Source organism: Acinetobacter sp. DMC2 (assembly GCF_056314305.1).
This window is the reverse complement of record NZ_JBQUYP010000001.1, coordinates 292,074-317,241: the sequence shown is the minus strand read 5'-3', so window position 1 is coordinate 317,241 and position 25,168 is coordinate 292,074. Positions and strand designations below refer to the sequence as shown.

Annotated in this window: 23 protein-coding genes; 16 read left to right on the top strand and 7 right to left on the bottom strand. The window is 39.3% G+C overall.

All coding sequences use genetic code 11. The features are described from left to right. Window positions 1–287 precede the first annotated feature (287 nt). Genes pgaA through pgaD form a run of 4 tightly spaced genes read left to right on the top strand, consistent with a single transcriptional unit; the run spans window position 288 to window position 6,254 of the window. Window positions 288–2,726 carry a poly-beta-1,6 N-acetyl-D-glucosamine export porin PgaA gene (pgaA, locus tag ACT53H_RS01510; protein WP_476008445.1) on the top strand — a complete coding sequence of 813 codons (2,439 nt, stop codon included), beginning with the start codon at window positions 288–290 and terminating at the stop codon, window positions 2,724–2,726. Next, window positions 2,726–4,552 (top strand): poly-beta-1,6-N-acetyl-D-glucosamine N-deacetylase PgaB, encoded by a 1,827-nt coding sequence (pgaB, locus tag ACT53H_RS01505; protein WP_476008444.1) that lies wholly within the window; start codon window positions 2,726–2,728, stop codon window positions 4,550–4,552. Before pgaA ends, pgaB begins: the two co-directional genes overlap by 1 nt. After that, window positions 4,552–5,799, top strand: coding sequence for a poly-beta-1,6-N-acetyl-D-glucosamine synthase (pgaC, locus tag ACT53H_RS01500; protein ID WP_474770688.1), 1,248 nt, complete (start codon window positions 4,552–4,554; stop codon window positions 5,797–5,799). The genes pgaB and pgaC overlap by 1 nt, the downstream gene beginning before the upstream one ends. After that, window positions 5,796–6,254: a poly-beta-1,6-N-acetyl-D-glucosamine biosynthesis protein PgaD gene (gene pgaD, locus ACT53H_RS01495; RefSeq protein WP_474770690.1), complete on the top strand. Its 459-nt coding sequence runs from the start codon at window positions 5,796–5,798 to the stop codon at window positions 6,252–6,254. The genes pgaC and pgaD overlap by 4 nt, the downstream gene beginning before the upstream one ends. Before the next feature lie 39 nt (window positions 6,255–6,293). Here the strand turns inward: pgaD and ACT53H_RS01490 are convergent, their stop codons facing one another. The 5 genes from ACT53H_RS01490 to ACT53H_RS01470 form a co-directional block, all read right to left on the bottom strand. After that, window positions 6,294–6,857, bottom strand: a complete 564-nt coding sequence (locus tag ACT53H_RS01490; protein ID WP_174739281.1) for an NAD(P)/FAD-dependent oxidoreductase — start codon at window positions 6,855–6,857, stop codon at window positions 6,294–6,296. Window positions 6,858–7,005: 148 nt separating this feature from the next. After that, window positions 7,006–8,010 carry an LLM class flavin-dependent oxidoreductase gene (locus ACT53H_RS01485; RefSeq protein WP_476008443.1) on the bottom strand — a complete coding sequence of 335 codons (1,005 nt, stop codon included), beginning with the start codon at window positions 8,008–8,010 and terminating at the stop codon, window positions 7,006–7,008. A 133-nt stretch (window positions 8,011–8,143) separates the two neighbouring features. Beyond that, on the bottom strand, window positions 8,144–8,653 hold the full coding sequence (locus ACT53H_RS01480; protein ID WP_004791484.1) for a glycine zipper domain-containing protein: 510 nt from the start codon (window positions 8,651–8,653) through the stop codon (window positions 8,144–8,146). 236 nt (window positions 8,654–8,889) lie between these two features. Beyond that, window positions 8,890–9,309: a glycine zipper domain-containing protein gene (locus ACT53H_RS01475; protein WP_004791486.1), complete on the bottom strand. Its 420-nt coding sequence runs from the start codon at window positions 9,307–9,309 to the stop codon at window positions 8,890–8,892. A gap of 196 nt (window positions 9,310–9,505) precedes the next feature. Beyond that, window positions 9,506–10,408 carry a LysR family transcriptional regulator gene (locus ACT53H_RS01470; protein WP_476008442.1) on the bottom strand — a complete coding sequence of 301 codons (903 nt, stop codon included), beginning with the start codon at window positions 10,406–10,408 and terminating at the stop codon, window positions 9,506–9,508. Between the two features lie 119 nt (window positions 10,409–10,527). On the opposite strand from ACT53H_RS01470, the gene ACT53H_RS01465 reads away from it, so the two are divergent. The 3 genes from ACT53H_RS01465 to prmC all read left to right on the top strand — a co-directional run bounded on the left by ACT53H_RS01465 (window position 10,528) and on the right by prmC (window position 13,568). Next, a complete protein-coding gene (locus ACT53H_RS01465; RefSeq protein ID WP_476008441.1) occupies window positions 10,528–11,367 on the top strand; it encodes a type 1 glutamine amidotransferase domain-containing protein in 840 nt (279 codons plus the stop codon). 291 nt (window positions 11,368–11,658) lie between these two features. After that, window positions 11,659–12,747 (top strand): peptide chain release factor 1, encoded by a 1,089-nt coding sequence (gene prfA, locus ACT53H_RS01460; RefSeq protein ID WP_005306718.1) that lies wholly within the window; start codon window positions 11,659–11,661, stop codon window positions 12,745–12,747. Further along, window positions 12,747–13,568: a peptide chain release factor N(5)-glutamine methyltransferase gene (gene prmC, locus ACT53H_RS01455; protein ID WP_004791491.1), complete on the top strand. Its 822-nt coding sequence runs from the start codon at window positions 12,747–12,749 to the stop codon at window positions 13,566–13,568. Before prfA ends, prmC begins: the two co-directional genes overlap by 1 nt. A gap of 7 nt (window positions 13,569–13,575) precedes the next feature. On the opposite strand, the gene ACT53H_RS01450 is transcribed toward prmC, so the two are convergent. After that, entirely contained in the window at window positions 13,576–14,604 is a 1,029-nt protein-coding gene (locus tag ACT53H_RS01450) for an AraC family transcriptional regulator (RefSeq protein ID WP_476008440.1), read from the bottom strand. Window positions 14,605–14,773: 169 nt separating this feature from the next. Here ACT53H_RS01450 and ACT53H_RS01445 point away from each other — a divergent pair, with 169 nt between their 5' ends. Together ACT53H_RS01445 and ACT53H_RS01440 are read left to right on the top strand one after the other, a co-directional pair. Continuing rightward, a complete protein-coding gene (locus ACT53H_RS01445) occupies window positions 14,774–15,544 on the top strand; it encodes a 3-hydroxyacyl-CoA dehydrogenase (RefSeq protein WP_262445399.1) in 771 nt (256 codons plus the stop codon). 19 nt (window positions 15,545–15,563) lie between these two features. Continuing rightward, window positions 15,564–16,700, top strand: coding sequence for an acyl-CoA dehydrogenase family protein (locus tag ACT53H_RS01440; RefSeq protein WP_476008439.1), 1,137 nt, complete (start codon window positions 15,564–15,566; stop codon window positions 16,698–16,700). 139 nt (window positions 16,701–16,839) lie between these two features. On the opposite strand, the gene ACT53H_RS01435 is transcribed toward ACT53H_RS01440, so the two are convergent. Continuing rightward, entirely contained in the window at window positions 16,840–17,418 is a 579-nt protein-coding gene (locus tag ACT53H_RS01435; RefSeq protein ID WP_191900061.1) for a flavin reductase family protein, read from the bottom strand. Between the two features lie 173 nt (window positions 17,419–17,591). Between ACT53H_RS01435 and ACT53H_RS01430 the strand changes: the two genes are divergently transcribed. From ACT53H_RS01430 to kdpC, 7 genes are all read left to right on the top strand, one after another. Then, entirely contained in the window at window positions 17,592–18,368 is a 777-nt protein-coding gene (locus ACT53H_RS01430; protein WP_004791496.1) for a HesA/MoeB/ThiF family protein, read from the top strand. Window positions 18,369–18,426: 58 nt separating this feature from the next. Next, window positions 18,427–19,725 carry an ABC1 kinase family protein gene (locus tag ACT53H_RS01425; RefSeq protein WP_005306693.1) on the top strand — a complete coding sequence of 433 codons (1,299 nt, stop codon included), beginning with the start codon at window positions 18,427–18,429 and terminating at the stop codon, window positions 19,723–19,725. Window positions 19,726–19,740: 15 nt separating this feature from the next. Continuing rightward, window positions 19,741–20,121: a dihydroneopterin aldolase gene (folB, locus tag ACT53H_RS01420; protein WP_104078937.1), complete on the top strand. Its 381-nt coding sequence runs from the start codon at window positions 19,741–19,743 to the stop codon at window positions 20,119–20,121. After that, the gene (locus ACT53H_RS01415; RefSeq protein WP_476008438.1) at window positions 20,078–20,515 is read left to right on the top strand and encodes a 2-amino-4-hydroxy-6-hydroxymethyldihydropteridine diphosphokinase; all 438 of its coding nucleotides are present in this window, start codon (window positions 20,078–20,080) and stop codon (window positions 20,513–20,515) included. The genes folB and ACT53H_RS01415 overlap by 44 nt, the downstream gene beginning before the upstream one ends. A 258-nt stretch (window positions 20,516–20,773) precedes the next feature. Then, entirely contained in the window at window positions 20,774–22,483 is a 1,710-nt protein-coding gene (kdpA, locus tag ACT53H_RS01410; protein WP_476008437.1) for a potassium-transporting ATPase subunit KdpA, read from the top strand. Between the two features lie 8 nt (window positions 22,484–22,491). After that, window positions 22,492–24,531: a potassium-transporting ATPase subunit KdpB gene (kdpB, locus tag ACT53H_RS01405; protein ID WP_476008436.1), complete on the top strand. Its 2,040-nt coding sequence runs from the start codon at window positions 22,492–22,494 to the stop codon at window positions 24,529–24,531. 13 nt (window positions 24,532–24,544) lie between these two features. Continuing rightward, window positions 24,545–25,150: a potassium-transporting ATPase subunit KdpC gene (gene kdpC, locus ACT53H_RS01400; RefSeq protein WP_174728394.1), complete on the top strand. Its 606-nt coding sequence runs from the start codon at window positions 24,545–24,547 to the stop codon at window positions 25,148–25,150. Window positions 25,151–25,168 lie beyond the last annotated feature (18 nt).

The following is a 25,168-nucleotide window of genomic DNA, read 5'->3' as shown; positions in this document are numbered from 1 at the left end:
TAAATATAAAACAAAAAGTTATTAAAACGTTTTTATTGGTTATCGGCCTGTAAGGTTTTTATAATCCAATTGTGAAATAAAATAAGAGTATTGAAAAGAAATGTATATATTTGAGTAAGTTTAAAAATTCTAATTATTTAATTTTGCTAAATATTTTAAAAAAGCATCCATAAAAAATCCATAATTCATGAAATGTTAAGTAGATCACACTTTTTTGGTATTATGTGATTAGTTTCTGATTTTAATTATACTTTCCCACCTCGATATGGGACTATCCGATTATCAAAATGCTAAAAAAATGTGTTTTTTCATTGGTATATATCTTGCCACTTAATTTATATGCCGCTCAAGTGGATGAATTGCGAGAGCAAGCTATTCACACTTACAAAACTGGACAAACTCACCAAGCAATATTGCAACTGGATCAATTGCTAAAAACCTATCCGCATGATCAAAAATTGCTAGCTGATTATTTAGTTGTAATGTCAAATGAAAAAAAAGATCTAGTAACTTTTTCTCAGCATTTAGCGAATATTAATTTAGTTACTTTTCCAGAATATGGACAGTTACCTTTAATACGTAATTTTCGTGATTTTAAACACTTTAAAGATGCGATTGCTTGGTCAAATAAATTTAATATTCAAAAAACGCCTGATGGACAGATTTTGCTGGCAGTTTTATATGCTGAAGCTAAAGATGTTGTAAATGGCAAAGCACAGTTAGCAAAGATTAATACTAAAAATCTGAAGACTGATCAACTTGTACAAATCGCCTATGCATATCGACTTATCAATTCGCCTGTAGATGCTTTATCTGTAATTGAACAAGCATATAAGCAGCAGCCGAAGTCTTTTGCCGTTTTACAAGAATACAGTTATGACTTAGCGGCTGTAGGAGCCTATAACAAGGCTCAGCAGTTAGTGCTTGCCAGCGATAAAAATCCACAAACTGAATCGTTACAACACTGGCTACAAGTGAGTGAATTTTCTCAACGTGTAAATAACGCAATTACTCGTTATAAATATTTGAATCGGGAAGGCATGGCAGATAGTGAAGCTTTTGCTGAGCTTGATGCTGTGTTGAAGCAAGGCGAGCAAATGCAGCCTTTGATTCAACCGTCAGATCCTAATTATTTAAGATTCCATTATGACTATATTTATGCCTTAGATTTCCGCGGGCGTAGCCGTACGGTATTAGATCAATTTACTAAATTAAATGTACTTCTAGAAAAACTACCTGCCTATATTCGTCATGCGATCGCTGATAGTTATTTGGCTGAAAGGCAGCCGCAACAAGCTGAGCTTGCTTTTAAAACCTTGCTTGCTGAAAAAAACTATTCAGATATGACGGTATATACTGGACTGTACTATTCATATATTGAACAAGAAAAATATAAACAAGCTGAACAACTTTTAAGTGATGTTGATCGGTTAATCCCTACGTATAAATATAGTCAAGCGAAAGGAGTAGATAAATCAAGCCATCCTGATCGTGATGATTATATTGCTTTACAAGGTATGCATTTAGCTTATGCAAATCATTTGGATCAATCAGAAAAACACTTCAACAAACAAGTAGATCTTGCACCTGCCAACGAAGGTTTAATTAATAATTTGGCTCGTGTTGAGCGTTGGAGAGATAAACCTTTACAGTCCAAACAAACAATTGCTCGTTTAAATGGTTTAACACCAGTTGCCAAAGACACTCGAATTAACCAGATGCAAAATGCTCAGGCTTTAGGGGATATTCCTGAGTGGCGCAAAAGCACAGAAACTCTTTTGCAATATTATCCTGAAGATAGCGGTGTAATTAAAAGTCGAAAGGAGTTGGATGATCGTGATAGAGCAACCATCTCGCACTCAACGACTTGGGGCCAGAGTAAAGCAGAGAATAGCGATACTGTGAGTGGGCAAAATGGTTTAAAAGACCGCGAAATGGAAACTCGTCTTAATAGCCCGTGGATTAAAGATAATTATCGTCTATTTGCTTGGCATCAAGATCGTTTCGGAGAATATCGTTTTGGTGATGTGCATGACCAACGTTATGGCGTCGGTGCTGAGTGGCAAGCGAACCGTAAGGCATTATCGGCAATTTTTTCGCAAAGTACGGATGGTGGACAAGCAGGAGTTCGTCTTGATTGGTCGCAATGGTTAAACGATCACTGGCAATATCAATTGCAATATGACAGTCAAGCTAATATTCCATTGCAGGCAATTGACGCTGGTGAGGATGGGCAAGCTTACCGTGCCGCTTTGACATGGCAAAAAGATGAGTCACGTCAAATTGGGGCAAGTTATGGTTTAACGGATATAAGCGACGGTAATAAACAACAAGAATTTTCTACTTTTTGGCGCGAGCGATTATTTGATGCGCCTCACCATATTACCTACGGAACTGTTCGTGGATTTTATGGCAGTAATAGCCAAGATCAGACAGCTTACTTTAGCCCAAGCAATCACTACAGTGCTGAGTTGAATTTAAGTCATGACTGGGTCACTTGGCGAGAATACGAACGCTCATTTAAGCAGCATTTTGAAGCTGGAGTCGGGCTTTATAAACAAGCAGATTACTCAGCTCGACCAACATATTCTTTGCAATATCAACATCAATGGCAGCTCTCACGGACCTGGCAACTTAATTATGGAATTGGTTGGCAATACCATCCATACGATGGTCATGATGAACAACATACCTACGGTATTTTCGGATTTGAAGGGCGTTTTTAATGAATAATATGAAGTCAAAAATGTTGAGCTGTGTGTTTGCTTCAACATTATTACCCGTACAATTTTCTCATGCCCGCATTGAAACTGAACTACCAAAAAATCATACAGTTTCTTTAACTTTTCATGATGTACGAGATGACGTATTAAAGGAAGGTGACCGCGATGTTTATGCGATTCAGACCAATAATCTGGCGCAGTTTCTCGATTGGCTCAGTCAGTCTGATTGGAAACCGATTCGCTTAAAAGATATTGAAGAGGCGCGTAAGCAAGGTAAAGAATTGCCTCATAACTCTATTCTACTTACCTTCGATGATGGTGCATTGAGTAGTTATAGCCGAGTATTTCCTTTACTTAAGCAATATAAAATTCCAGCAGTTTTTGCTCTTCCAACCAGTTGGTTAAATGGCAATACTCAGGCAGGTTATGAAGCTTATGGGCAGGGTAACTTGGTGAACTGGGCTCAAGTTCGTGAAATGCAAGCATCGGGCTTAGCCGAGTTTGCAAGCCATAGTGACGATTTGCATCATGGCGTATTGGCCAATCCTCAAGGCAATGAGCAACCAACTGCAACTTCTTATGCCTATTTAAAATCGCAATCACGTTATGAAACAGATGCAGAATATCAACAACGTATTTTGCAGGATTTGAAAAAATCCTACGCCGTTTTGAAAAAAGAAGTCGGTGTTAATCCGAAAGCAATTATTTGGCCTTATGGTGCTGTGAATGAGCAACTGGAAAAACTAGCGCAGCAAGCAGGCTTTGAGTTTTCTTTCAGTTTGGGTCGTGATGGTATGAATCGGGTGAGTGATTCAACATTTAAACGAAGCTTGGTTATAGGTAACCCTACAGCTGAACAGCTCACCGAAGGCATGTTAAATATTTTGAACTTTGAAGAGTCAGATTTATTTAAGCAACCTCGTCATTTTGTGAGTATGGATTTAAAGCAGTTAGCAGCGCCACAAAATGCTCTGACCGATGAAAAACTAGGGCAGTTGTTATCAAAACTATATAGCCTAAAAAACAATGCTCTAATCTTAAAGCCTTTGGAAGATAAAAACGGAGATGGGCAATACGATGTTGCTTATTTCCCTACAAATAAAATGCCTGTTCAACAAGATATTTTAAACCGTAGTTTATGGCAGGCTCAAACTCGTGCGGGTCAATCGGTAATATTAGAATTACCAGCTTATCCGCAAAAAGATAAACCATTTTTAACTGTAGATTTGGCTAAAGATATCGCACGCTTTAACAGTAATTTAAGTGGTGTTCAACTTAATGCGGGAACATCTTTAAATTGCGCAATGCAAAAAATAACAGTGCAAGAAAACAGTTGTATTGAGCAATCAAAACAGCTCGCACAACTGAGTCAAATGACTAAAAAAGCGGTCAAACCTTATTTAAATATGAGTAATCAGGCGCAGTTTAGTTTATTACTTACACCTGATTTAGATCATGTGGAAAAGCTACCTGAGCTTATCAAAACGCTTTTATTACAACATGATTTAGTCAATTTGAAGTTCGATGTGATTGGTAAGAAAAAGCAATTTAATGAGTTGCTAATGCTTTTAAATACACTTAATGAAAATGATAAGCAAAGAATAATGCTGACTTTAGAATTACCAGAAAACTCGCAAAAAACTGCTTGGGAAGAAGTACAGCAAGGACTTTTTTCGATTCAGCGAGTAGGAATCCAGAAATTTGGTATCGATGGCTATGACTTTGAAAAATCAAAAGATGTTCATCAATATTTGTATAATCCAATTAGTCTGAATGCTAGTCCTGTGATGTATCAGCCTTTTGCTGAATTGGTAGAGGGGAAAAAGTAATGAGAGTATTACTTGATATTCTATTTGCTTTTGCCTTTTTATATCCCTTACTGATGGCTTGGACATGGATGGTAGGGGGACTTTGGTTCTTCTTTAAAAGAGAATACCGCGAACAAGCACTTCCTGAACCGACCAGCGAAGGATGCAGTATCATCATTCCGTGTTTTAACGAAGAAGCCCAAGTACGCCAAACAATTCGTTATGCACTGCAAACCAAATATCCTAATTTTGAAGTGATCGCCGTTAATGATGGAAGTAGTGACAGGACAGTTGAAATTCTAGATGAATTGTCAGCACAAGATTCACGACTTCGGGTTGTGCACTTAGCAGAAAATCAGGGTAAGGCCGTAGCTTTAAGATCGGGAGTATTGGTGAGTAAATACGAATATCTTGTTTGTATTGATGGCGATGCATTGTTACATCCGCACGCCGTACTTTGGTTAATGCAGCCATTTATTAACTTCCCGCGAATTGGTGCTGTAACGGGCAACCCACGAATTTTAAACCGATCTAGTATTTTAGGAAAATTACAGGTTGGTGAGTTTTCTTCGATTATTGGTTTGATTAAACGTGCGCAGCGTACATATGGTCGTATTTTTACAGTATCGGGTGTGATTGCGGCATTTCGTAAAACAGCACTCGTTCGAGTCGGTTTTTGGTCAGATGATAAAATTACCGAAGATATTGATATTTCATGGAAGCTACAGCTCGACCATTGGGATATTCAGTATATTCCACAAGCGCTTTGTTATATCTATATGCCTGAGACATTTAAAGGGTTATGGAAGCAACGCCTTCGTTGGGCTCAAGGTGGGGTAGAGGTTCTTATAGAATATATTCCACAAATGTTCAAACTTCGTGTTCGCAGAATGTGGCCAGTCATGATTGAGGCACTAGTCAGTATTATCTGGTCTTATGTCATGATTCTGATCTTTACGCTATTTTTTGTGGGATTGTTTATTGAGTTGCCTCAGCAATGGCAGATCAAAACGCTTATGCCACAGTGGTACGGTGTAATACTCGGTGGCACATGTTTAATCCAGTTTTTGGTGAGTCTGTGGATTGATCAACGCTATGACCGTAGCCGCTTCTTTAGAAATTATTTTTGGGTCATTTGGTATCCGTTATTTTTCTGGCTACTGACTTTGTTCACAAGTGTTGTTGCGGTACCAAAGACTTTATTTAACACTAAAAAACGTGCCCGCTGGGTAAGCCCAGACCGAGGCTTCCGTGGAGATAACCCATGAAACTTGAGGAAAATAAGGATATCGAAACGTTAGATATTCCTGAATATATTGACCAGCCAGAATACGTCAAAAATAAAACGGCAAACTATACATTACAAACCATCGGTTGGTTTTGTTTGATGTGGTTGTTGTTTCCATTGGTTTCACTGTTTTTGTGGGTTTTTGAAGGACACTTAATTTATGATTATGTCTGGGTTGACCATATATCAGAAGTTAAGACTTTATTACATTTAGCTTTGCTCATCGGAATTAGTGCGCTCATTTTAATTTTATGGGCGAGTTATAACTGGATTAGGTTTAGTGGCGAGGACCGAAGAGCTAAGGCTCCTAATAGTTCTGTTGAACTGTTAGCCGCCCAATTTTCGGTTAGCTCCGAGATGTTAAGTGAATTGCAAAAGAAACAACGGGTCATTTTGCATTACGATGATCATGGCAATTTGCAAAAATATGAGTAAATAAAAAAGCATGGCTTAAAAACCATGCTTTTTTTATTTTTATACGGTTGCTCTAATAATGATATCAACAGGTTGTTCTATGCCGTCCATACTATGAATTGATTTATGGTTAACTTTAACAATCGGCCAAGTTTGTAATTTACAGTTGGATTTTTGGAGTGCCGCATAATAGCTATCAGATTTAAAAAATACCTTTTTAGCCGTTGCCATATTGGGTGTTAAAAGGCGCTTAAGCCATGTTTCACTCACTTGAGTATCAAGAAAACGTAAAGCCAAAAGACTTTTTACTCGATTGTTAAATAATCTCCGGTTTTTGATAATGAGAGGATGGGTAATTAACTTATTTGTGCCCATTTGACTGTGGGGCAAAATAAAGTGAGGTGTGATTTGAAATACGGTCACAAATTTTGCTTGTTGACAGATTTTTTCAAGATGGGTCACGGTATCTTGATTTGTACCAATAATCGCGACAGATGAATGTGAAAAATCAAATTCTTTAATTGAGGTTGATGAAATCACTTGACCAGTAAAGTCTTCAAAATCTTGAGAGGTATTTTGAAAAATTACTGATTTTGAAGTGTTATTTTTAATATTAATACTCATTTTTCCAAAAGTCCTTTTGGTTTTTAAATCATGATGTTTTTATCGTTTTAATATAAATAACCAAGCAGGAAGTTGGGGTAAAGTCTTTTCAGATAGATGGTCATCCCATACTCGAAATCAATTCAAGTATGGGCATGCGAAGCGGAGTTTAATGTCCTGTTTTTACGTTCATTAGTTGTGTAAAGCTTTCTAAACGTTTAGCTGTATCGTATACATCGCATGTGAAAATAAATTCATCAACATCGTATGTCGCTAAAAGTTTTTGTAAACCAGAGCGAACTGTATCTACAGAACCAATTTGAGCCATTGCATAGAAATTTTCAACAGAAAGCTGTTCTGCTGTATTCCATAATCCCTGCATTGATTCAACTGGTGGTTTAAGCTTTAAACTTTCGCCACGAATTAAACCTAATACACGTTGGTACGCACTCGTTGCTAAGAACTGAGCTTCCTCATCTGTATCTGCCACAACAACAGGTACACCCATAGAAACATAAGGCTTATCTAAGTACTCAGAAGGCTCAAAGTTCTCTCGATAGAGCTGAATCGCTTGACCTAACATACGTGGTGCAAAATGAGATGCAAATGAGTAGGGTAGACCAAGTTTCGCTGCGAGTTGTGCACTAAATAGGCTAGACCCAAGTAACCAAACAGGAACATGGGTATTTTGCCCTGGCGTTGCAATAATCTTTTGCCCTGCTTGAGGTACATCGAAATATTTTAAGATTTCGACAACATCTCTTGGAAACTGGTCTTCTGTTTCTTGATGTCCACGACGTAGAGCTCGCATGGTAAGTTGATCTGTACCAGGAGCACGGCCTAAGCCAAGTTCAATACGGTTTGGATATAACGTAGCAAGTGTTCCAAATTGTTCTGCGACAACTAAAGGAGCATGGTTAGGAAGCATAATGCCGCCGGAACCTAAACGAATATGCTGTGTATGTGCTGCAATAAAACCGAGTAAGACCGCTGTAGCAGAGCTCGCAATTCCATCCATGTTGTGATGTTCTGCAAGCCAGAAACGTTCAAAACCTAGTTTCTCTGCATGTTGTGCTAACTCTAATGCGTGACGTAACGAAAATTCGATGGTTTTATCATTACGAATGGGAGCAAGTTCTAAAATTGAAAACTTGGTATCTTGAAGTGATCGCATGCGATATTCTCGAATAGGGATATATCGAAATACTACGATATATAATGGGTAATGTATATCGTTTTTTTTCGATATTAAATTTTACCTCTTAATAAAAAAGCACCCGAAGGTGCTCTTTTGTTTCATATGTGAATTAGCGGTTTTTATACCAGCCACGATGTAAGCCATTGTCGTGGCGGTGACGACCACCTTTATAATAACGACGGTCGCCATCATCATATCTACGATCATCTCGATCGTAACGGCTACCACGATCATAGCGATCATCGTAGTTACGATCTTCAGAAACTTTACGACCTAGGGCTGAACCACCCGCAGCACCTACTGCTGCACCGATATAGCCACCGTTGGTACCGCCCATATTTTTACCGACGGTATAACCAGCACCACCACCTAAAGCACCACCAATCGCAGCTTCGGTACGATTGCGACGGTCACTCGCTGCGGCTGCACCACCAGCACCACCTAAAGCAGCACCAATGGTTGCGCCTGTTGTGCCACCCATGCTTTTACCAATTGCTGTACCAACTACACTACCTAAAGCAGATGTTGCAGCAACACGCGTACCATTATCTGCATGTGCAACTGTCACCATAGACGATGTTGCAAGTACTGCACTAGCTAACCAAATATTCATTTTCATCTTGGAACTCCATGTCCTTTTTACTGAAAGGACAGTATTTTTATCTTGAGGTAAATGTAATAAAAAATTTCGTGATAATTATGGAGAAGCCAAACGGAGATACGAGTGTTTTGTGTCGGTTTGTATTGTTTCTATTAATTTATGAATAAATCCTGAGCAAGGGAGAGGTAATGAATATTTGTTGATGCTAATAAAAAAGCACCCGAAGGTGCTTAGAGTCGTTTCATCAAATTTAATTAATGATGACGACGGTGTTTTTTCTTCCAGTGTTTAGAAGATCGGTCATAATCGCGGTCTTTAGAAATTTTATTACCTAAAGCACCACCACCTGCCGCACCTAAAGCAGCACCGATGTATCCACCGTTTGTACCACCCATACTTTTACCAACGGTATAACCAGCACCACCGCCTAAACCGCCGCCAATTGCGGATTCTGTACGGTGACGACGATCACTTGCAACAGCTGCACCACCAGCACCACCTAAAGCAGCACCAATTGTTGCGCCAGAAGTACCGCCCATGCTTTTACCAATTGCAGTACCAGCGACACTACCTAGAGCAGAAGCAGCTGCTACATGTGTTGTGTTGTCAGCATGAGCTACAGTAACCATAGAAGTTGCTAAAACAGCACTACATAACCAAGCATTTAATTTCATTTTCTACTCCGTGTCCTTAGCAGCAGGACGCTATATCTTTTGTTATGGCAAATGTAACAAAACACGTTTCTCAAAATATGGAGAACCATCAATTCATTATTGTAGTTTAGTGTCTGGTTTGTATGTTTTCTATTAAAATAGAATATTTAATACCCATATAAATAAATATGAATCTCATTTAATTTTAATGAGTTGATTACTCACGATCTGAACAGAGAAAATTGATCAAAGCTCTTGTCGCAGAAGACATATGTTTATGTTGTGCATATAGTAAAGAGAAAGGGCGTGTGTGACCTGCATATCGTTCAAGTAAAGGCTGTAGCGTTCCTTGTTGAATTTTTTCATTAACAATAAAGTCGTAACTCTGGCATATCCCTAGTCCATTTTCAGCAAGAGACACGACTCCTAAAATATCTTCTTTTACTAAAATCCGATTTGTTGGTATCCACTGAATTTCCTGATCTATATCTTTAAGGAACCACGGAGTGACCTTGCCATTACTGGGTAACTCAAAGGCTATACACTGATGATGATTTAATTCTTCTAGCGTTTTTGGAATACCCATACGCTTTAAATAAGTGGGTGAGGCAACAAGTTTTAAAGGTGCTTGTTCTAAAGGTCGAGCCACAAAAGAGCTATTTGGAAGATGTCCTTGACGAATAGCTAAATCAAATCCCTCAGCAATTAAATCAATGTTTCGATTAGAAATACTGATTTCAATTTGAATGTCCGGATATTGCAAAAGAAATTTTTCTAGTAAGGGTGGTAAACGATAGTGACCATACGTTGTAGGAACACTTAATTTGATTTTCCCAGAAATTTGCAGTTGTTCGCCTTGAATTACACGTTCTGCATGGTCAATTAACTGAAAAGCATGCTGCATTTTTTCGTAATAAAGTTGGCCTGCTTCCGTCAAGCTCAGATGGCGAGTCGTTCTTCTAAAAAACTGGATACCCAATTTTTTCTCCAGCCGTGTAATTGTTCTACTAATAACGGAGGGTGTGGTGGACAAATAAATCGCCGCTGCGCTAATAGAAAGCTTCTCAGCTACAATTAAAAACACTTCAACATCGGCAAGGTAGTCAAATTGACGAGACATTTTGTCCTCAAACGCAAAAAAGATTTGTAAACGGAGTTGTTTTTCTACCTCTGGGGTAAAAATAGAATATAGCCATCCCAGTTATAAATCCAGCAAATGCTTGGAATGAAGGTCGAATAATGAAGATGTTAAATAAAATAATGTTTGCAATGATTACCGCTTCAGCAGCGTTAAGTGCAAATGCAGCTCATGTATTGGTTGTGTTGTCTGATGAAGCCCAATTAGAGCTAAAGAATAATCAGGTTTTTAAAACAGGTTTTTACCTTAATGAATTGATGCAGCCTACAAAAATGCTTTTGGATGCAGGCCACACAGTAACTTTTGCGACCCCTCATGGTAAAGCTCCGACTTTAGATGAGTCATCAAATAGTGCAATGTATTTTAACCAAGATGAAAAAGCGTTAAAGCAATATGCAGGTTTATTGCATAATCTAAAGTTAACCTCTCCTCAAGATTCTCCAGTTTTGAGTTTGTCTCGTATCGAGCAAATTGGGTTTGATAAGTTTGATGCGATTTATATTCCGGGTGGACATGCGCCCATGCAAGACTTATTAAAAGATAAACAGCTCGGCAAAGTTCTCACGGCTTTTCATAAAGCTGGAAAACCTACCGCATTGGTTTGCCATGGTCCTATCGCTTTAATGTCAACTTTACCTAATGCTTCGGAAGTAGTTAGCCAACTAGAACAAGGTAAAACAGTCAAAACTGGTGAATGGATTTATAAAAATTATCGAATGACGGTGATTAGCAATCAAGAAGAAGAGCAAGCAAAAGCTTTGTTAAAAGGTGGTGAAATGAAGTTCTATCCGCAAACGGCTCTACAGTCTATAGGAGGTAAATATCAAAGTAGTACAACTGCCTGGACTCCAAACGTGGTGGTAGATCGTGAGCTTATTACTGGACAAAATCCAGCCTCGGCTGTTCTTGTCGGTAAAACATTATTAGAAAAATTAAAATAAATAGACCAGATAATAGAGGTTTTATAAATAAAGCCTCTATTATCAGTTGAGTGAAAAATGTGGCTTATTATTTTTTTATAGAGAAAGCTAAATTATAGGCGAGTAAATAAACCTCATCTGAAATCATTATATCGTTCAGCCGTTACTTACGGTGAAAGTTGATGAATTGGCTGATTATATATGTCATTTAAGCGCCATAATCTGTAAACTATGCGCTATTTTACGATTTTGCTTATCTTCTATTTATATAGCATTCGATAAGCTTTTTGGACTTTTGAGATATTTCCTCTTATGAAAGCGTCACTCCGTTTACGACTTGATCAACTCTGTGATCGACATGAAGAACTTACCGCGTTGCTTGCAGATGTGGAAGTCATCTCCGATAACAAACGTTTCCGTAAATTGTCTCGCGAACATAGTGATTTATCTGAAATTACCGAAGTTTGGGGCAAATACCGTCAAGCAGAAGAAGATATTGAAACTGCTGAAATGATGAAGTCTGATCCTGACTTTAAAGATATGGCAGAAGAAGAAATTCAAGCGAATAAAGATTTGCTTGTAGAGTTAGAAAGCCAGCTCAATATTTTGATGATTCCAAAAGATCCAAATGACTCTAATGCAGCTTATTTAGAAATTCGCGCTGGAACGGGTGGTGACGAAGCTGCAATTTTCTCTGGTGACTTATTTCGCATGTATAGTAAATATGCCGAGACACAAAATTGGCGTATAGAAGTACTTTCTGAAAATGAAGGTGAGCATGGTGGCTTTAAAGAGGTCATTTGCCGTGTAGATGGCGATGGCGTTTACGGTCGCTTAAAATTTGAAAGTGGTGCGCATCGTGTGCAACGTGTTCCAGCGACTGAGTCACAAGGTCGTGTTCATACTTCAGCTTGTACAGTTGCGATTTTGCCTGAAATTGATGTTGATACCAATGTTGAAATTAATCCGGCAGATTTACGTATTGATACTTACCGTGCATCTGGTGCAGGTGGTCAGCACATTAACAAAACCGACTCGGCGGTACGTATTACCCACATTCCAACAGGTACAGTAGTTGAGTGCCAAGAAGAACGTTCACAGCATAAAAACAAAGCTAAAGCGATGGCCCTTTTGGTATCGCGTTTAGAAAATGCCAAACGTGCAGCGGCTGATGCTGCAACTTCTGAAATGCGTCGTGATTTAGTCGGTTCTGGTGACCGTTCTGAACGTATCCGTACGTATAACTATCCACAAGGTCGTATGACTGACCACCGTATTAACCTAACTTTATATAAGTTAGATGCGATTATGGAAGGTGATTTAACTGAATTGCTTGACAGCTTACATCGTGAATATCAGGCAGATCAGCTTGCGATGCTTGCACAGGAAAATGGCGGCTAATGAATATTGCTCAAGCGCTTGCAATTCGTGGTGAGCCTGACAGTTATGAACGACAAGAAAATGCTTGGTTACTTGAGCATTTTCTAAAAATCAATTCGCTTGAATTAAAGTTTAGACTTGAGCAAGAGTTAACCGCCCAACAAGAGCAAGACTATGTAGCTGGTCTTGAACGTATTCAAAAAGGTGAACCTTTAGCTTATGTGACGGGTTCACAGCCATTTTGGACGCTCGATTTAAAAGTAACATCTGATACTTTGGTGCCACGTCCGGATACTGAAATTTTAGTTGAAACCGTTTTAAATCTAAATTTGCCAAATACTGCAAATATTGTTGATTTGGGAACGGGGACAGGTGCAATTGCGCTTGCGTTAGCGAGTGAACGTCCAACTTGGACCGTCACAGCAACTGATATTTATGCGCCTACTTTAGAAGTCGCAAAAGAAAATGCACTAGCTCATAATTTGCAACGTGTAAAATTCGCTTGTGGCGCTTGGTTTGAAGCACTTGAGCCACAAAAATTTGATTTAATTGTTTCTAATCCGCCGTACATTGACCCTGAAGATGAACACATGCAAGCTTTGGCAACAGAACCACGCCGTGCATTGGTTGCAGATCATCAGGGACTGGCTGATATTGAAATTATTATCGCTGAAGGGAAAAACTGGTTAAAACCACAAGGCTGGATTGCACTAGAGCATGGTTATGATCAGGGGCAAGCTGTTCGAAATATATTTGCTGAGCATGGTTTTAGTGAAATTAAAACCATTCAAGACTATGGCCAAAATGATCGGGTTACGTTGGCTTCATTATCAATAAAATAAGAACGATTTAATCTATAGAGTTAAAGGTCGCTTCCCGATACGCACCTGGACTGACGCCAGTCCATTTTTTAAAGGCACGGTGAAAGGCGCTTGGATCTTGGAAACTTAAATCTTCACTAATATCTTGAATTGAATCATTCGTTTTACTTAAACGTTCAACGGCAATATCACATCGGATTTCATTTTTAATTTGTTGATAACTGCCCCCTTCATGTTTCAGTCGGCGCTGAATGGTGGCTTCTGAAATATTGAGTTGTTTTGCAACATCTTTGAGTTCGGGCCATTGCGCGGGATGGAGTTTCAATAGATGGCGACGAATAAGAACGCTCAAGGCATTTTCATTTTTAAAGCGAACTAAAAGATTTTGCGGTGTTTTTTCTAAAAAATCATAAAGCGCTTTTTTATCTTTTTTAATTTTAATATCTAAGTAATGAGCATCGAATTCAACTCGATTTATCTCGGCATTAAATTGAATATCTTCACCGAAACGTACGAGATAATCCTGAATATCGTTCGGTTTAAGACAACGTATTCTAATATTATTTAAACCAATTCGTTGGTCTACTAACCAGCACATAAGTCCGTGTACCAGCATTAAAAAGGTTGCATAGGTAAACATGCGTTTAGGTTGTTTTTGATCATGAATCACCAAATAAGCTTTTTCTTGCTCTCTAATGAGTTCTCCATGCATGTCATCTAAAACAAAGTTAAAAAACTTTAAAATATCGTGGAGTGCCTTTTCTAAAGTTTCGGCCGTACTGACAAGTTTAGTCAATAACTTATAGCTGCCACGACGCATAGGGTGGCTATCCATGCCAAAAAATTCATCGTTCATGGCGTTTGCAAGCTCTATCCATAATTGGGCATATGTTGTAACAGGTACACGAGCCTTGGGAGACATCAGTAATTCAGTGGGAATGCCTGCTTTATTGAGAATTATTTGTGTATTTAGGCCTTTGGCATAAGCCGCACTTATTGCTTCATGTACTAGTGCAATCGAAATTGTGCCTTTACTTAAAGAAGATTGGACAACCATGTCAAAGACTCATATTTTCTTCATATATTTCAAGTGAAATATTTCATATTTAAAATTTGGATTGATCAAAAGCTGCAAGCATTTTGAGGCTTTTTGAAATTGTATCGGAAAACAACAACTTTTACTCTCACTACTAAGTTTAAAGAACATTTCTATAGGATCGTAAATAATGAAAATTCAAGGGAAACATTTCGTGATTACAGGTGGTGGCTCTGGTTTAGGTGCTGCTACAGCTGAGTATTTAGTCCAGCAAGGTGCTTCAGTCACATTGGTCGACATGAATGTAGAAGCAGGCGAGCAGCAAGTAAAACAATTAGGGTCAAAAGCTGACTTCGTAAAACTTGATGTAACAGATGAAGTTACTGCTGAACAGTTCTTTAAAGATATTTTAGTAAAACATGGCAGCTTGCATGGTTTAGTGAACTGTGCGGGTATTGGCCCTTCTGCAAAAGTAGTTGGCCGTGAAGGTGTTCATGACTTGGGGTTATTTGCAAAAACTTTAAATATTAATGTCACAGGTACATTTAACATGCTGCGTTTTGCAGCAGATGCAATGAGTAAAAATACGGTCGAAGCAGGCGAAGAGGACCGTGGCGTCATTGTTAACACTGCTTCTGTTGCGGCATTTGACGGTCAAATTGGTCAGGCTGCGTATTCAGCCTCTAAAGGCGCTATTGTGGCGATGACTTTACCGATTGCTCGTGAGTTAGCGCGTCATGCCATTCGTATTATGACCATTGCACCGGGAATTATGGAAACTCCAATGCTTAAAGGTATGCCACAAAATGTACAAGATGCTTTGGGGCAAATGGTGCCTTACCCATCTCGTTTAGGAAAACCAGAAGAGTTTGCTCGTTTGGTGGCACATATTGCTGAAAACTCATATTTAAATGGTGAAGTTATTCGTTTGGATGGTGCAATTCGTATGGCAGCAAAATAATAAAAATAAGGGGATTTGAATGATTTTAAATGCTGAACAAAGTATGGTTCAGGAGATGATGCGTAATTACTCGCAAAATCAGCTAAAACCAACAGCTGCACATCGCGATAAAACCCATGAATTTCCTGCTCAGGAATTAAAAGATTTAGGGGCACTAGGTGCTATGGGCATGACTGTTCCAAATGAATGGGGCGGTGCGGGAATGGACTATGTATCTTTGGTGCTTGCAATTGAAGAAATTGCCGCAGGTGATGGTACTATTTCGACAATCGTAAGTGTACAAAACTCATTGGTTTGCGGTATTACGCTCGCGTACGGTTCAGAACAGCAAAAGCAAACCTATTTGCCAAAATTTGCATCTGGTGAATGGCTAGGATGTTTTTGTTTAACTGAGCCTCATGTTGGTTCCGATGCGAGCGCAATTCTATGTAAAGCTGAGCGAGATGGCGATCATTGGGTACTCAATGGTGTAAAACAATTTATTACCAGCGGGAAAAACGCCCAAGTGGCTTTAGTGTTTGCGGTTACAGATAAACAAGCTGGCAAAAAAGGCATTTCGTGCTTTCTTGTGCCGACCAATACACAAGGTTATTTGGTGACTCGTATTGAAGATAAAATGGGCCAACATGCTTCGGACACCGCAACCATTACTTTTGAGGACTGTCGAATTCCGTTAGAAAATTTGGTAGGGCAACAAGGTGAAGGTTATAAAATTGCACTTTCTAATTTAGCAGCTGGACGTATTGGGGTTGCTGCTCAATCTGTTGGAATGGCAAGAGCGGCTTTTGATGCAGCCGTGCAATATGCAAATGAACGTAAGGCCTTTGGTGTGGAGCTAGTTCAGCATCAGGCGGTTGGTTTTCGCTTAGCCGATATGGCAACTCAGATTGAAGCTGCACATCAGCTAGTTTTGCATGCTGCAACTTTAAAAGATGCCGGACTACCTTGTTTAAAAGAGGCCTCAATGGCGAAACTCTTTGCATCAACTATGGCTGAGCGAGTATGTTCGGATGCAATCCAGATTCATGGTGGTTATGGCTACGTTAGTGATTTCCCTGTTGAGAGAATTTATCGGGATGTTCGTGTAAGCCAGATTTATGAAGGCGCTTCTGATATTCAACGTTTGGTGATTGCTCGTGAAGTTGCTCAAGTTTAAATACGAAATTTTAAAAAATAGTTACTGACTGCAAAAGACCGCAATTGTTATGCGGTCTTTTGCCATTGAGCAGAAATTTTCTAGGTTGAATTCGATTCGATGAAATTCAGAAATTTAAGTAAAGCCAGTTTTTTTTTGATTAAAGCTGAGCTTTGACTTCTTCACCAATTAAATAAAAGGTTCCTCCAGCAATATAATGCAGGCTTCGAAGTTCCTTCGGTGCATCTTGAAAATGCCAGTGCCCATCTCTAAAAACGCGGCTATCTGCCCATGCACCCACAACAGAACCAATAAATAAATCATGAGCTGACTGATTATGGGGTTCTGGAATAAGTTTACACACAAGCCATGCAATGCAACCTGATACAAGCGGGCTAGTGAGACCTTCTTGATAAAATAGTTCAACACCACAATGCTCAAGTTTTTGTGGATCATCCAACTTACTAATGGTTCCAAGTTGATGAGTCAGATCGAGCTGTGCATAGCAGGGAACTTGTAGTGTGAAATAGCCGCTTTGCTCAACGAGCTGTCGGGTTTTAGTACTTTTATCAAGAACCACGGACACTTTGGCTGGTTTGAACTCTAAGGCACATGCCCAAGCAGCAGCCATTACATTGCGGTCATCACCATGTTGTGCAGAAACAAGCACAGTTGGGCCATGATTTAATAAACGATAAGCTTTTTCTAACTCTACAGGTGCAATATATGATTGCGTCATATTTAGCCTAAGTAATAAAGAAAATAGATATTTCTATTGTTGCAGAAAGCTTGATAGATGCAATGTTGGTAAATAAGCTTTATTAGAATAAAAAAGTTGTTTCTATTTTATAGCTTTCATAATGACGAACTTAGTCATAAAATCATTTCGCTTCTAAGTGAAAGGATTAACGCGTGACCGAGCTTCAAGATATCGATTTTGTAGAGTTAAGTGATGAAGAAATGCATCTCTATAGCCGTCAGATTTTACTTGATGGATGGGATATTGAAGCTCAGGAAAAACTCAAACTTGCTAATGTGCTGATTGTAGGTGCAGGTGGAATAGGCTGTAGCAGTGCAGAGCTACTTGCGCGAGCAGGGGTTGGGAAAATTACACTGATTGATGCAGATACGATCGAGATAAGTAATTTACAGCGTCAAATTGCATTTGGTCATGAAGATATCGGACGTTATAAAGCAGAAATTTTGGCTAAACGTTTACAGAAAATTAACCCTTATATCTGTGTTGAATACTATAACGAACGGTTAGACGAACATAACATTGATAGACTGGTTGAACACCAAGATGTGGTTTTAGATGGATGTGATAATTTTACAACCCGCTATTTGGTAAATGCAGCTTGTAAGAAACATCAGGTCGCATTAATTAGTGCTTCAGCAATTGGTTTTCAGGCACAAATGTTTATGGTTGAAGGAGATTCAGCTTGCTATGAATGCCTTTTTCCAAAAGAACAACATAGTAATGAAGGCCTTCGCTGTGCAGAGTCAGGGGTACTTGCAACTACTCCTGTAATGATAGCGTCATTACAAGCACATCACACATTGCTGTATTTAGGGTTAAATCGTACACCTTTAAAGCAGAAACTATTATTGTGGGATGGTTTAAATATGACACAACGTATTGTTAGTTTTGATAAAGATGTAAATTGCCCACTTTGTCAGGCAAGCTAATCAGTAAATGAAACAAAATTTGCTACACTCAACCTGAATGATTTGGTTTTGAAGAAATATGAAAAAAAATATTTTGTTTGATGGGTTACGTTCCGTCGCCCGCATTGGTGAAACAGCAGTGGTTGCGGCCAAAGCTGGAATTAAATACGCAACTGAAAAACCAAGTAATGCCAAACTCATGCGAGAGACTTTTGAGTCACTTGGTTCAACTTATATTAAGCTTGGTCAGTTTATTGCGAGTACTCCATCGCTTTTCCCGCGAGAATATGTAGAAGAATTTCAAGGTTGTTTAGACCAGACACCAACACTCCCATTTAGTTATATTCAAGGTGTGCTTGCGTCTGAATTTGAAGGGCGTGATTTAAGCCAAATTTTTAGCTACATCGATGAAAAGCCATTAGCTTCTGCTTCAATTGCTCAGGTTCATGCAGCTAAGCTGACCACAGGTGAAGATGTTGTTATTAAAGTACAAAAGCCTGGCGTTGAAACCATTTTATATACAGACTTAAGTGTGGTGCATTGGGCTGCCAAGCTGCTTGAACGGGCAGTACCAAAAATCAAATTTGCTGCTCTTTCCGAAATTGTTGATGAAATTAAAAGCCGTATGGTTCGTGAAGTCGATTTCATTGAAGAAGCACAAAACTTAGATGACTTTATTGAATATCTGAATATTTCTCAAAACAAAGCTGCGACTGCACCTAAAGTTTATCATCAGTTTTCTACACGTCGTGTTTTAACCATGCAACGCCTATACGGTGTGTCTTTGACGGACTTTAGTGTCGTAAAACAATATGCTAAAGATCCATCACAAGTACTAATTACTGCCATGAATACATGGTTCGGTAGCCTCATGCTATGCAAGAGTTTTCATGCGGATTTACATGCTGGAAACCTAATGTTGCTTGAAGATGGTCGAATTGGTTTTATTGATTTCGGTATTGTGGGTCAGTTAAAGCCAGAAGTTTGGACAGCATGCATGGCCTTTATGGATGCATTGCAAAAAACTGATTATCAGGCAATGGCTGAAAATATGCTGAAAATGGGTATGACTCATAACAAAGTTGATGTTGATGTATTGGCACAAGATTTAGAGCGCTTATTTAATGGCGTATTAATGTCCGACCCACAACAAATTCTCGCTTCAAATCCAGCTGATTTAAACGATATCATGATGGATATGGTAGGGGTTGGTGAGCGCCACGGTATTAAATTCCCTCGAGATTTTGCCTTATTATTTAAGCAAATGCTTTATTTCGATCGTTTTATGCGCGTACTCGCACCATATACTGATATTTATGCAGACCAACGTTTGAAAATGGTTCAAAATATGGAACCTGCTTCGTTGTTAAAGCACTAAGGTCAGTTTAAATTTATGGATGCCATTATTATTGAAGGCTTGAAGGTTGAGACAGTGATTGGCTGTTTCAACTGGGAAAGACAAATTATTCAACCTTTAATGTTGGATTTAACCATCCATAATGATTTGAGCCGAGCAGCGCAGTCTGACAAACTTGAGGACACACTCAACTATGCCCAGATTTGTGAGTTATCGGCTCAAACCATTCAACAAGCCAAACCTGAATTAATTGAACATGCAGCACATCTTGTTTTGAAATGTTTGTTTGAAACCTTTCCAACAATTGAAAAAATTACCATAACCATCCGTAAGCCCGCCATCATTGCAGAAGCTAATGCTGTAGGAATTCGTCTTGAACGCACCAGAAACAATTTTTGCGCTCGCCCTAGCGAGTAATTTAGACGCAGATCAGCACTTTACTTTTGCGTATACACAATTAGCAACTTTGGGGAAAGTGCAGTTTTCATCTGTTTATCAAATTCCATGCCGAGATGGTATTGGAGATGATTATTGGAATTCAGCATGTCTATTAAAAAGTACTTTATCGTGTGACCAAATAGAATCTTTTTTAAAGAAACTTGAGTTAGATTCGGGGCGTGTTCGTCCATCGCATCATATTTCTTTAGATGTAGATTTGATTGCATGGGGAAGTGATCTGGACCATATGCAATTTAACTCTAAAAAATTACCTTTAGCGCTTGATGTAAAAATTCCTTTATATGAACTTTGGCCTTGTGAAACCTTAAAGGCTGATAGCACGCTTTATCCAGTCGTTAATTTTAAAGTTTAAAGGCCTTCAAACTAGATTTTACGCAAACTTTACGCGGTCTTTAATTTCCTCAATAGAGAATTTACGGGCATTTTATCCATACTGAAATTCACTAAATTAGTGTTATTTCAGGACAATAAAGATGCTTATAAATTCTCAAATGCGCATCTTGCATCAGTCTGGCATTGTTTTATGCGGACTTAAAACAAATGATATTTCTTCATATCTCCTTATTTCCAGTTTGGCAAATCAAGCCAAGGGGTATAGAGGAGAATAGCCATGTTAGAACTTATACTTGTTTTATTTATTGCTATTTTTTTAGCATGGTGTCTCAGTAAATATCTATCCAAAGTGATGACAAATCAGCCGATGGTGGGCGATGGATTATTTCACTGGATTGAAAATCCTGTTTATCGCTTGTTAGGTATATCTCCACAACAACAAATGAACTGGAAACAATATTCTCTAGCATTTGTTGTTAGCTGTGTTTTTCTAGCTGTAGCCGTTTTTGCTATTTTTATGACGCAAGCATGGCTACCATTAAACCCCAATCATGTACCAAATATGAGTTGGGATTTAGCATTACACACGGTTATTTCATTTTTAACTAATACCAATCAACAGCATTATTCTGGCCAAGCTCAATTGTCTTATTTGTCGCAAATGACAGGTATTGTGGGTTTGCAAGTCATTACTCCAATGATGGGGCTGGCTTTGGTGGTCGCGACCTTAAGAGCTTTCTTTTATCAGCGCCCAAGCCATATTGCAGCCGATGTTGCCGAGCAGACAGACCAAATTTTAATTGGTAACTATTGGGCAGATGTAATTCGCCCTACAGTCCGATTCTTGCTTCCTCTCTGTTTTGTCTGGTCATTGTTGCTCAATAGCCAAGGCGTGCCAGCAACTTTTCAGGGCGGACCCGAAGTACAGCTTATTGATAAAGCCAATACGGTAGAAACCCAAAAAATTCCTTTAGGGCCAGTTGCGCCAATGGTAGCAATTAAGCAATTGGGGAGTAATGGTGGTGGTTGGTACGGACCAAATAGTAGTGTGCCTTTAGAAAATCCTACACCACTTTCTAATTTACTAGAAATGATTGCGATCTTACTCATTCCACTTACTGTGATTTTTATGGTTGGGCATTTTACCCAGCGTAAAAAGTTTGCTTACTTTGTGTTTGGTAGCATGCTTTTCATGTCGATTATTTCAGGTGCAGCGGCTGTCTGGTCTGAGAGTATGTCATCGACAGCATCTCAACTTGCCGTAATGGAAGGTAAAGAACAACGTTTTGGACCAGCCGCATCAGCAGTTTGGGCAGCGATCACTACGCAGGTGAATAACGGTTCGGTCAATATGATGCATGATTCTTCTGCGCCGCTTACTGGTTTAGTCGAACTCATCAATATGTTGATTAACGCGATTTGGGGTGGTGTGGGCTGTGGTCTGCAACAGTTTATGATTTATCTGTTACTTGCAGTATTTATTGCAGGTTTAATGACAGGCCGTACTCCTGAATTGTTTGGACGTAAGATTGAAGCGGCAGAAATTAAATTGCTCGCGATTATTATCTTGATTCAACCTTTAATCATTCTTGCATTTACCGCATTAAGCCTCAGCGTTCCAGGCATATCTGGAATTAGTAATCCGGGACCACATGGTATTAGCCAAGTGTTCTACGAATATGTTTCTGCATTTGCCAACAATGGTTCAGGTTTCGAAGGTCTTGGAGACAACACTGTATGGTGGAATGTCACTTGTAGTATCGCTCTACTGTTAGGACGTTTTCCGACCTTAATTTTGCCATTAATGATTGCAACACGTTTAGCAGCAAAAAGAAAAGCACCCGAAACAGCAGGTAGTCTTCAGGTTGAAACTCCAACCTTTGCTTTAACGCTGATTACGATTGTTGTGTTGCTTACCTTATTACAATTTATGCCAGTTCTTGTCCTTGGACCTATTGCCGATCAACTTTTGTTGGTTAAAGGCTAAGGAGGCGAGTGAAAATGAATACACAAACTCATGTAAATAGCCATAAACAAACCATGGCAGTGCCAAATTTTGAAGTTTGGAAAAATGCATTTGTGAAACTGCTACCGCAGCATGCAATTAAAAATCCTGTGATGGCAATCGTATGGCTTGGAACAGTAGTTACAGGCATTAGTACAATCTTGGGTTACACCACGCTGTTATTTGGCTTCGCGGTTACAGCAATTCTATTTATTACCATTTTATTTGCTAACTATGCTGAAGCAGTTGCAGAGGCCAGAGGTCGTGGACAGGCATCTTCATTACGCGCAGCAAGAGAAAATTTAACGGCTCGAAGACTCAACTCTTTGACAGACCGTCAAGCGACTCAAGTTGCAGCGACTGAACTTCATTTAAATGATTTTATTGAAGTACATGCAGGTGAGCTTGTTCCAGCCGACGGTGAGATTGTAGAAGGCTTTGCCACTATTAATGAATCGGCTGTTACAGGTGAGTCAGCACCTGTGTTACGTGAAGCTGGAACAGACCGTTCAGGTGTTATTGGCGGAACCAAAGTTCTGACAGATCGTATTGTTGTGCAAGTGACTGCTGAATCTGGCCAAAGTTTCTTGGACCGTATGATTGCTTTGGTTGAAGGCTCAAATCGTCAAAAAACACCGAATGAGATTGCGCTTGGCTTCTTATTAATGGTGATGACAATCACGTTTTTAATTGTTGTGATTAGCTTGCCATTTATTGCCAAGTATTTGCATATTGAACTTGATCCAGTTGTGCTCGTAGCATTATTGGTCTGCTTGATTCCCACAACCATTGGTGGCTTGTTACCTGCGATTGGTATTGCGGGGATGAACCGTGCACTCAAAGCCAATGTTTTGGCAAAATCAGGTAAAGCGGTAGAAGTTGCGGGTGACATTGATGTGCTTTTACTCGATAAAACAGGAACCATTACTTATGGTGACCGTCAAGCGACTTCTTTTTATCCTTTAACTTCGGTAACCGAGTCTGAGTTGAGAGTTGCTGCTTGGGTAAGTTCACTTGCGGACCCAACACCAGAAGGAAAGTCGATTGTTAAGTTAGCAAAAGAGCAAGGTTTAAAACAGCAAGAACCTGAACAAGCCGAATTTATCTCTTTTAGTGCTTCGACTCGAATTTCCGGTGTGAATTTACCGAATAGTGACCAAATTCGTAAAGGTGCTTTAGATGCAATCTTGAAGTTTGTAGATGAAGATTATTCTCAAGATTTAGAGTTAAAAGCACGTGTTGAACAAGTTGCCAAAAAGGGTGCAACACCATTGGTTGTCGCAAATCAACATCATGTACTGGGTGTGATTGAACTCTCTGATGTGATTAAACACGGCATTAAAGAACGTTTTGCACGGTTAAGAGAAATGGGCATCAAAACCGTCATGGTCACAGGTGATAACCCATTAACTGCGGCCGCGATTGCTGCTGAAGCTGGTGTAGATGATTATATTGCCGAAGCAAAACCAGAAGACAAATTGGCTTGTATTCGCACTGAACAACAACAAGGTCGTTTAGTTGCAATGGTCGGTGACGGAACCAACGATGCACCAGCATTAGCACAAGCCGATATCGGTTTAGCCATGAACTCGGGTACACAAGCTGCAAAAGAAGCCGGCAATATGGTTGATTTAGATTCTGACCCGACCAAACTACTTGCTGTGGTTGAGATTGGGAAACAGCAGCTGATTACCCGTGGTGCTTTAACAACATTTTCGTTAGCAAACGACGTCTCTAAATACTTTGCCATCTTGCCTGCATTGTTCGCTGCTGCGATTCCACAAATGCAAGTATTGAATGTAATGCACTTAGCAAGTCCAAGCAGTGCGATTTTATCTGCATTAATTTTTAACGCGATTATTATCCCGTTATTAATTCCAATTGCACTCCGAGGCGTGAAATTTAAACCTTCAACTGCAACTCAGTTACTACGTCGAAATATGTTGATTTATGGGGTGGGCGGTGTGGTTCTACCATTCATTGCCATTAAAGCGATTGATGTAGTGATTGTTCAATTATTTGGTTTGTAATCTGGAGTTTGAAATGAAAACTTATGTACAAAATTCAGAAGCAAATTTGGGTCAGACCTTAAGAGCATCTTTGGGTTTATTAATTTTTGCTCTGGTGGGTTGCGGTGCAGTTTATAGTGCTATCGCTACAGGCGCGGGACAGGTTTTATTTAATAATCAGGCCAATGGTAGTTTGATTGAAATAGACCATAAAACTTTAGGGTCAAAGTTAGTTGCTCAGCCATTTGTTGGAGAGGCTTATTTTCACCCACGTCCTTCAGCAGTCGCTTATGACCCGATGGCTATGGCAGGTACAAACTTAGCGCGTACTAATCCTGAGCTACAGCAACAAATTGATGCTCAGATTCTTGCGGTGAAAAAACAAGATCACACAGGTAATACACCAATTCCAAGTGATTTGGTGACTAAATCTGGTAGTGGTATTGATCCGCATATTAGTCCTGAATCTGCTCAGTTACAGGTTGCTCGAGTGGCTCAAGCTCGTCATTTAGACCCTAAGGTTGTGGAAGAGCTTTTGCAAAAGCATATTGAACCTATGCAGTTTGGGGTTTTGGGGCAAGCTCGTGTTAATGTATTACAGCTCAATATTGCTTTAGATCAATTACAATCTACACATTAACTTAAAAATAAAGTTGTT

Bases quoted from the DNA above. Each gene is read 5' to 3' on its own strand.
- pgaA (WP_476008445.1), top strand. From the start codon at position 288: ATGCTAAAAAAATGTGTTTTTTCATTGGTATATATCTTGCCACTTAAT.
- pgaB (WP_476008444.1), top strand. From the start codon at position 2,726: ATGAATAATATGAAGTCAAAAATGTTGAGCTGTGTGTTTGCTTCAACA.
- pgaC (WP_474770688.1), top strand. From the start codon at position 4,552: ATGAGAGTATTACTTGATATTCTATTTGCTTTTGCCTTTTTATATCCC.
- pgaD (WP_474770690.1), top strand. From the start codon at position 5,796: ATGAAACTTGAGGAAAATAAGGATATCGAAACGTTAGATATTCCTGAA.
- ACT53H_RS01490 (WP_174739281.1), bottom strand. From the start codon at position 6,857: ATGAGTATTAATATTAAAAATAACACTTCAAAATCAGTAATTTTTCAA.
- ACT53H_RS01485 (WP_476008443.1), bottom strand. From the start codon at position 8,010: ATGCGATCACTTCAAGATACCAAGTTTTCAATTTTAGAACTTGCTCCC.
- ACT53H_RS01480 (WP_004791484.1), bottom strand. From the start codon at position 8,653: ATGAAAATGAATATTTGGTTAGCTAGTGCAGTACTTGCAACATCGTCT.
- ACT53H_RS01475 (WP_004791486.1), bottom strand. From the start codon at position 9,309: ATGAAATTAAATGCTTGGTTATGTAGTGCTGTTTTAGCAACTTCTATG.
- ACT53H_RS01470 (WP_476008442.1), bottom strand. From the start codon at position 10,408: ATGTCTCGTCAATTTGACTACCTTGCCGATGTTGAAGTGTTTTTAATT.
- ACT53H_RS01465 (WP_476008441.1), top strand. From the start codon at position 10,528: ATGAAGATGTTAAATAAAATAATGTTTGCAATGATTACCGCTTCAGCA.
- prfA (WP_005306718.1), top strand. From the start codon at position 11,659: ATGAAAGCGTCACTCCGTTTACGACTTGATCAACTCTGTGATCGACAT.
- prmC (WP_004791491.1), top strand. From the start codon at position 12,747: ATGAATATTGCTCAAGCGCTTGCAATTCGTGGTGAGCCTGACAGTTAT.
- ACT53H_RS01450 (WP_476008440.1), bottom strand. From the start codon at position 14,604: ATGGTTGTCCAATCTTCTTTAAGTAAAGGCACAATTTCGATTGCACTA.
- ACT53H_RS01445 (WP_262445399.1), top strand. From the start codon at position 14,774: ATGAAAATTCAAGGGAAACATTTCGTGATTACAGGTGGTGGCTCTGGT.
- ACT53H_RS01440 (WP_476008439.1), top strand. From the start codon at position 15,564: ATGATTTTAAATGCTGAACAAAGTATGGTTCAGGAGATGATGCGTAAT.
- ACT53H_RS01435 (WP_191900061.1), bottom strand. From the start codon at position 17,418: ATGACGCAATCATATATTGCACCTGTAGAGTTAGAAAAAGCTTATCGT.
- ACT53H_RS01425 (WP_005306693.1), top strand. From the start codon at position 18,427: ATGAAAAAAAATATTTTGTTTGATGGGTTACGTTCCGTCGCCCGCATT.
- folB (WP_104078937.1), top strand. From the start codon at position 19,741: ATGGATGCCATTATTATTGAAGGCTTGAAGGTTGAGACAGTGATTGGC.
- kdpA (WP_476008437.1), top strand. From the start codon at position 20,774: ATGTTAGAACTTATACTTGTTTTATTTATTGCTATTTTTTTAGCATGG.
- kdpC (WP_174728394.1), top strand. From the start codon at position 24,545: ATGAAAACTTATGTACAAAATTCAGAAGCAAATTTGGGTCAGACCTTA.